At 38.6% G+C, this 5,719-nt stretch carries 12 protein-coding genes and 1 pseudogene; all 13 read right to left on the reverse strand.

From position 1 onward, the window contains the following. A pseudogene (locus ACFINM_RS09255) lies at positions 1-206 on the reverse strand (P-type conjugative transfer protein VirB9); the annotation flags it as partial. Positions 207-208: 2 nt separating this feature from the next. Next, a complete protein-coding gene (locus tag ACFINM_RS09260) occupies positions 209-880 on the reverse strand; it encodes a virB8 family protein (protein WP_375641192.1) in 672 nt (223 codons plus the stop codon). After that, on the reverse strand, positions 877-1,161 hold the full coding sequence (locus ACFINM_RS09265) for a type IV secretion protein VblB7 (RefSeq protein ID WP_375620968.1): 285 nt from the start codon (positions 1,159-1,161) through the stop codon (positions 877-879). Before ACFINM_RS09265 ends, ACFINM_RS09260 begins: the two co-directional genes overlap by 4 nt. A gap of 37 nt (positions 1,162-1,198) precedes the next feature. Continuing rightward, on the reverse strand, positions 1,199-2,128 hold the full coding sequence (locus tag ACFINM_RS09270; protein ID WP_375641194.1) for a type IV secretion system protein: 930 nt from the start codon (positions 2,126-2,128) through the stop codon (positions 1,199-1,201). 26 nt (positions 2,129-2,154) lie between these two features. Continuing rightward, positions 2,155-2,559 carry an EexN family lipoprotein gene (locus tag ACFINM_RS09275; protein WP_375641196.1) on the reverse strand — a complete coding sequence of 135 codons (405 nt, stop codon included), beginning with the start codon at positions 2,557-2,559 and terminating at the stop codon, positions 2,155-2,157. Between the two features lie 65 nt (positions 2,560-2,624). Continuing rightward, the gene (locus tag ACFINM_RS09280; RefSeq protein ID WP_375641198.1) at positions 2,625-2,828 is read right to left on the reverse strand and encodes a hypothetical protein; all 204 of its coding nucleotides are present in this window, start codon (positions 2,826-2,828) and stop codon (positions 2,625-2,627) included. A 26-nt stretch (positions 2,829-2,854) separates the two neighbouring features. Then, entirely contained in the window at positions 2,855-3,259 is a 405-nt protein-coding gene (locus tag ACFINM_RS09285) for an EexN family lipoprotein (RefSeq protein ID WP_375641200.1), read from the reverse strand. Positions 3,260-3,286: 27 nt separating this feature from the next. Then, the gene (locus ACFINM_RS09290; RefSeq protein ID WP_375620963.1) at positions 3,287-3,526 is read right to left on the reverse strand and encodes a hypothetical protein; all 240 of its coding nucleotides are present in this window, start codon (positions 3,524-3,526) and stop codon (positions 3,287-3,289) included. 26 nt (positions 3,527-3,552) lie between these two features. Next, complete coding sequence (locus tag ACFINM_RS09295) at positions 3,553-3,957, reverse strand: EexN family lipoprotein (protein WP_375620962.1); 405 nt, start codon at positions 3,955-3,957, stop codon at positions 3,553-3,555. A 295-nt stretch (positions 3,958-4,252) separates the two neighbouring features. Continuing rightward, positions 4,253-4,636, reverse strand: coding sequence for an EexN family lipoprotein (locus ACFINM_RS09300; RefSeq protein ID WP_375641202.1), 384 nt, complete (start codon positions 4,634-4,636; stop codon positions 4,253-4,255). Then, positions 4,636-5,022: an EexN family lipoprotein gene (locus ACFINM_RS09305; RefSeq protein ID WP_375641207.1), complete on the reverse strand. Its 387-nt coding sequence runs from the start codon at positions 5,020-5,022 to the stop codon at positions 4,636-4,638. Before ACFINM_RS09305 ends, ACFINM_RS09300 begins: the two co-directional genes overlap by 1 nt. Before the next feature lie 137 nt (positions 5,023-5,159). Continuing rightward, positions 5,160-5,291 (reverse strand): hypothetical protein, encoded by a 132-nt coding sequence (locus ACFINM_RS09310; protein WP_375621768.1) that lies wholly within the window; start codon positions 5,289-5,291, stop codon positions 5,160-5,162. Between the two features lie 26 nt (positions 5,292-5,317). Beyond that, positions 5,318-5,680: an EexN family lipoprotein gene (locus tag ACFINM_RS09315; RefSeq protein ID WP_375621769.1), complete on the reverse strand. Its 363-nt coding sequence runs from the start codon at positions 5,678-5,680 to the stop codon at positions 5,318-5,320. Positions 5,681-5,719 lie beyond the last annotated feature (39 nt).

Consider the following 5,719-nt stretch of genomic DNA (forward strand, 5'->3'; position numbering starts at 1 on the left):
TGGGCAATTTCTTCATTGGGAGAAAATTCTATTTGTACCGATGAGCGTATGGAGCCAATAATTTTTGTGACATTATAGGCATCATAGTTGATAAAGCGAATGCGGCTATCGCTTGGCGCGCGGGTGGGAAAAATACTGGCATGGCTAGGCGTTAAAGAAAGGGTAATAGCGATGTTAAGAATGAGAAAAAGAATTTTTTTTGTCATGATCAGTTGACCACTTCCGGATCGGTTCTATATTCACTAACAATAAACCCTAGAGGATTTATCAAACGGTTTTGGACAGAGATAGGGGCATTGATGTATTCAAAGGTAAGTGTTGCAACCCAGTGGGTGATGAATTCTTTGTTGTTGTCGTTGTCGTGAATGGTTCTGTAGTAACGCACTTGGGCAACATCGTCATTGATAAAGGAGATTGATTTTATTGTTATTGTAACGGCGGCGTGTTTATAGAGAATTTGAGGACTTTGGGGATTTCTTGCTCCATACCAGTTGGCAAATCTTTCCTGTTCTTCAGAAGAAGAGAGGAGGGAGACGGTTTGGAAGTTGTGTTGTGTTTCTTCTGTGGTGAAGCCTTCACGGGAGCGGACATATTTTGCAGCAAAGTAGCGTGTGATGGCTTCGTCGACATTGGTGGGACCTTCTTTTAAGGCTTCCACAACTTCGGTGATGCCGGTTGAATTGTCCACACGGATGACAAAGGGTTCCACGGTTTTAAGGGGCGTGAGGGTGATGACCGCGAGAGAAGACATTATTGCAACAGCAACTGCGATGCCGGCAATGGCAAGCGAGACGCGGGTGGTGCGGCGTGAGGCGAGCATGCGATCTTGATCAAACGAGCGCGCTTCAGCAATGTATTGTTCTATGTCTTTTTCTTTCATGCTTTTTGCCCGCAATTTTTGTAAGATTTGATTTCTTCATCCGTTAATTTTTGTGCCAGAAGCATTTCCAGCTTACCTTCTACGGGTGAAGGGGTGTTGTTACTGATGATAATGGGTGTGGGCGTGGGTTTTTTCCCTTCCCAATTCCACATTGATCTGTTGAGTGGACGTTTAGAATATCCATCACACTTTGGGAGTGACTTCAGTGTGTTTGGTGAAGACACACAGCCACTGAGAAAGAGAAATGGTAAGATAATCCCAATTTTTTTAAATTCCCGCATTTGAACTTAGACCTTTTTTAATAGTGATGCTAGTTTTTTATTTTAATAGTGATGCTAATTTTTTAACGCCCTTTGCTATCGTGTTGGCTGTTGCTTTAGCAGCTTTACCTGTTAGTTGAGCCGTTGTTTTAGCGACTGGTCCTGATCCTGTAAGGGAGGCTCCCCCAGAGGCTAAAGCTGATGCGATATCAGGGAGTCTGAGGAAAAGGTGAATACCACCAATACCAACAACCAAGAATTGAATTAAAGTAGTGATGATATTGTCAACACCTCCTGAAAAAACTTTCATTGAAATCTTGACATATAAACCACCAAGCAGCACGACTAACACATATAAAATGATGAAGTTTGCAACTTGCCCTAACCATGCTTCTGTGAATTTTCTGGTTGAGGAAAACATATAGAGGCTTATGAAGAGTGGTCCTATTGATATGACAAGAAACAAACCCAATTTAGCAAATAATGAAACAACAAAACCGACTAGACAAAATAAGATAGCAGCAACTAGGCAGATAAAACCAGCAATCCATGTCGCAATAAACTTCCCCATTTGAGTCAGACCTGTGTACTGGTTTGCTGCGTCCAAAACCTGTGCTCCAGCTTTGTTTATCATATTGTCCCATACATTTCGATCCACATGTGCTCCTTGGGTGACATTTGAAATGGCATTCGGCAGATCATGGAAAAATATACCACTGACCCACTCATTATAAACATCGGCTTTTGTAGCAAGTGCAACAACGATGCCCAGTTTGAAAGTTGTCACTATAAATTCCCATAAGGGCATGGAAGAGCGCCCATAGATGATATTGTAGCCCATAAATATAATATAGATTGTACAAGACAGCTTAAGCGGAGCACCTAAGCTTAATGAAAGATTGGAAATGGCGTTATTCATTGCGTCTGTAAGGGGATCCATCAACATATTATCTATCTTAGTAAAGATGCCTTTGCTTTCTACTGCCATTGAGATGCTCCGCTCTTCATTATGTCTTAATGGTTATTTTGTTGTTCTTCTGCCGCGCGCTCTTTTGCTCTTCGTTCTTCTTCAGCGCGTGTTTCCGCTCTTTGTTTTTCGAGTATTTTTTGAGTATTAGCTCTCATTTTTTCAATCCAAGCTTTTTGTTCAGCTTGAAACTTTTCATCTATTTTGCGATTTTCTTCTTCAATTTTACGGCTTCTTTCTGCTGCTTTTGCTTCATATTCTTTCTGAAGTTCTAAAAATGCTAACCGCATGTTTTCACAATTTTTTGAAGTTCCTGCAAATCCACATTTCGCATCCCACTCTAGGCGTAATTTTTCATCTTTTTTAAATTCTGCAACGCTATAGGTTTTTTCACATCCAGCCGTGATGAGCCCTGTGCAAAGTAGCAATGTTGTTATGAGAACTTTATTCATAGATATTTCCCCTTTTTCCTTTCAGTTTTACAAGTTTTGAGCACAATCTTTAAATTATGCTTGTGTTATCGGTTTTTATAACCAGTGATGATAAATCTAGAGCACAGACATAATGTTGCCATAAATCTATTGTACAGTCTGTAAGGTTCTTTAAGTTGAGCAGCTAAAGCGCAATAGCGATGTGTAATGGTGCTATCCATTGTTTTTGTAATGGGGTTCATCAACATATCATCTATATCAGTAAATACGCCTTTCGTTATTATTGCCATTTAGATGCTCCGCTCTTCATTATGTCTTAATTATTATTCTGTTGTTCTTCTGCCGCGCGCTCTTTTGCTCTTCGTTCTTCTTCAGCGCGCTCTTTTGCTTTTTGTTCAGCAAGGAATTTTTGATTCTCTTCTCTCATTTTTTTAATTCTGGCTCTCATTTCAGCCATATCTTTTTCATCTCTTTTGCGATTGTTCTCTTCCGCTTGACGCTCTCTTTCTGCTGCTTGTGCCTGACGTTCCTTATCAAGTTCTAAAAATGCTAACCTCATGTTTTCACAATTCTTTGAAGTTCCTGCAAATCCACATCTAGCATCCCACTCTAGGCGTAATTTTTCATCTTTTTTAAATTCAGCGACGCTATAGGTTTTTTCACAACCAGCTGTGATGAGCCCTGTGCAAAGTAGCAATGTTGTTATGAGAACTTTATTCATCAATATTTCCCCTTCTTTCTTTCAGTTTTACAAGTTTTGAGCACAATCTTTAGATTCTGCTGTGTTCTGGTTTTTATAACCAGTGATGATAAATCTAGGGCAGAGACATAATCTTGCCATAAATCTATTGTATAGTCTGTAAGGTTCTTTAAGTTGAGCAGCTAAAGCGCAATAGCGATGTGTAATGGCGCTATCTATTATTTTTGTAAGGGGGTCCATCAACATATTGTCTATCTTAGTGAATATGCCTTTGCTTTCTACTGCCATTGAGATGCTCCGCTCTTCATTGTGTCTTAATGGTTATTTTGTTGTTGTTTTGCCGCGCGCTCTTTTGCTTCTTGTTCTTCCTCAGCACGTCGCTTTGCTTCTTGTTCAGCTAGTATTTTCTTAGTATTAGCTCTCATTTTTTCAATCCAAGCTTTTTGTTTCGCCATAAATTCTTCATATCTTTTGCGATCGTTCTCTTCCGCTTCACGCTCTCTTTCTTCAGCTTTTGCTTCATATTCTTTTTGAAGTTCTAAAAATGCTAACCGCATGTTTTCACAATTTTTTGAAGTTCCTGCAAATCCACATCTAGCATCCCACTCTAGGCGTAATTTTTCATCTTTTTTAAATTCAGCGACGCTATAGGTTTTTTCACATCCAGCTGTGATGAGCCCTGTGCAAAGTAGCAATGTTGTTATGAGAACTTTATTCATCAATATTTCCCCTTTTTCCTTTCAGTTTTACAAGGTTTGAGCACAATTTTTAAATTATGCTAGGTTATCGGTTTTTTATAACCAGTGATGATAAATCTAGAGCAGCGACATAATCTTGCCATAAATCTATTGTATAGTCTGTAAGGTTCTTTAAGTTGAGCAGCTAAAGCGCAATAGCAATGTGTAATGGCGCTATCCATTGTTTTTGTAAGGGAATGCATTACAGTATTATCTATCCAAGTGAATATGCCTTTGCTTTCTACTGCCATTGAGATGCTCCGCTCTTCATTATGTCTTAATGGTTATTTTGTTGTTGTTTTGCCGCGCGCTCTTTTGCTTCTTGTTCTTCCTCAGCACGTCGTTTTGCTCTTTGTTCTTCTAATTTTTTTTTAGTGTTAGCTTCCATTTTTTTTAGTCTGGCTCTCATTTCAGCTATATCTTCTTCTTCTCTTTTACGATTTTCTTCTGCAATTTTTGCCTGACGTTCTTTCTCAAGTTCAGCGCCTGCTACTCTTAGGTTTTCACAATTTTTTGAAGTTCCTATCCCTCCACATCTCGTGACCCATTCATCAAATAATTTTGGATTTTTTTTAAATTCTGCGACGCTATAGGTTTTTTCACATCCAGCTGTGATGAGCCCAGTGCAAAGTAGCAATGTTGTTATGAGAACTTTATTCATTATTTATTGTCCTGTTGTTGTTTAGCTTTAGCGCGCTCTTCTGCTTCTTGTTCTTCTTCAGCACGTCGCTTTGCTTCTTGTTCGGCTCGGAATTTTTCATTCTCAGCTCTCATTTTTTCAATCCAAGCTTTTTGTTCAGCTTTAAATTTTTCATCTATTTTGCGATTTTCTTCTTCAACTTTTGCCTGACGTTCTTTCTCAAGTTCAGCGCCTGCTACTCTTAGGTTTTCACAATTTTTTGAAGTTCCTATCCCTCCACATCTCGTGACCCATTCATCAAATAATTTTGGATTTTTTTTAAATTCTGCGACGCTATAGGTTTTTTCACAGCCAGCAGCGATAATTCCAGTGCCAAGTAGCAATGTTGTTATGAGAACTTTATTCATCAATATTTCCCCTTTTTCCTTTCAGTTTTACAAGTTTTGAGCACAATCTTTAAATTATGCTTGTGTTATCGGTTTTTATAACCAGTGATGATAAATTGAGATGACAGACATAATGTTGCCATAAATCTATTGTATAGTTAGTAAGGCTCTTTAAGTTGAGCAGCTAAAGCGCAATAGCGATGTGTAATGGTGCTATCCATTGTCTTTGTAATGGGATTCATCAACATATTGTCTATCTTAGTGAATATGCCTTTGGTTACTATTGCCATTTAGATGCTCCGCTCTTCATCGTGTCTTAATTGTTATTTTGTTGTTGTTCAGCTTCTCTTTTAGCGCGTTCTCTTGCTTCTCGTTTAGCTCTCATTTTTTCAATCCAAGCGTCTTGTTCAGCTTTCAATTTTTCCATTGATTTGCGATTTTCTTCGTCAATTTTACGACTTCTTTCTGCTGCTTTTGCTTCATACTCTTTCTGAAGTTCTAAAAATGCTAACCGCATGTTTTCACAATTTTTTGAAGTTCCTGCAAATCCACATTTCGCATCCCACTCTAGGCGTAATTTTTCATCTTTTTTAAATTCTGCAACGCTATAGGTTTTTTCACATCCAGCAGCGATAAGCCCTGTGCAAAGTAGCAATGTTGTTATGAGAACTTTATTCATTATTTATTGTCCTGTTGTTGTTTAGCTTTAGCGCGCTCT

It is taken from the genome of Bartonella sp. AA168HLJHH (assembly GCF_042197365.1).
Lineage (GTDB): Bacteria > Pseudomonadota > Alphaproteobacteria > Rhizobiales > Rhizobiaceae > Bartonella.